This is a genomic window from Bartonella sp. TT29SHDZB, from assembly GCF_042193395.1.
Lineage (GTDB): Bacteria > Pseudomonadota > Alphaproteobacteria > Rhizobiales > Rhizobiaceae > Bartonella.
Genome location: NZ_JBHILQ010000114.1, coordinates 1 through 911 on the forward strand (window position 1 = coordinate 1; position 911 = coordinate 911).

Here is a 911-nt window from a genome sequence, read left to right on the forward strand (position 1 = left end):
TTGGCTTTGATAAAATCTTTGTGCCTCTCTGAATTGTTCAGATAGTACTGAACCTTCTACAGTGGCTTTTGTTTTCATGAAAAAAAAGCAAATCTTGTAAAGAGCTTTAGTGGCTAAAATCTTATTTGAGGCATATCTGTGAGGGCATTGTTCATAACTCTTTTATACAATATACGTTTTTGCATTTCGATAAGAAACTCTTCATTACTGCTTAAATTTCTGACCATTTGTAGCTTTGTATATTCATTTTGGAGTACCGCTGACATGTTTCTGATACGTGTTTGCAGCTCGAAAACTTCTCTCAGATCTTTTGTTTTATCTATATCTTTTAAGAAATCGGCAATTTGTGTAAAGCGGTTCTCTGCCTCTTGGAAAGTTTGCAAACTTACAGCTTTATCGATAATTCCACTATATTCAAGACGCTTATTAAGTATATCGTATACTATCTTATGTTGTGTGATCGGGAGGAGGGCTCTCCACTCATCTCCTTTAACTTGAGTCATCAACAGTTCGAAATACCCATAAGCTTTGAAGTTTTTGCCATATAAACCCGTGTATGTTTTGTGGGTAGATGGGTAAAAAGGCGAATATTCTAATAAAAATTTCGATAAATTTTCTCTCGTTATTTGTTTATTTCCTGTTATAGACTGATAGACTTTTTTCGTGTTTTCGATCTGGTCTTCGTTTGCTTTAATTTGTTGGTTTAACAACTCAATAATTTTTAGATACTCTTCTTTTAAAACAGGGGGAGCAGTTTGGACAGTTGAACCTTGAGTTCCAGAACCCCAACTAAAGTTAGACGTTAGAGTTAAATTTATCATTCCCAAAAGGGCGATCATTCCTGTTATAATAAATCGCTTTTTCATCTGTCTCCTCGCTTGATTTCGGCAGGGATTGTTTTATTAATAGGC

The 911-nt window shown here is 34.8% G+C and carries 1 protein-coding gene; it reads right to left on the minus strand.

What is annotated here, in order from left to right:
* Positions 1 to 113: 113 nt before the first annotated feature.
* On the minus strand, positions 114 to 866 hold the full coding sequence (locus ACFIJJ_RS09900; protein ID WP_375646825.1) for a type IV secretion system protein: 753 nt from the start codon (positions 864 to 866) through the stop codon (positions 114 to 116).
* Positions 867 to 911 lie beyond the last annotated feature (45 nt).

Bases quoted from the DNA above. Each gene is read 5' to 3' on its own strand.
- ACFIJJ_RS09900 (WP_375646825.1), bottom strand. From the start codon at position 866: ATGAAAAAGCGATTTATTATAACAGGAATGATCGCCCTTTTGGGAATG.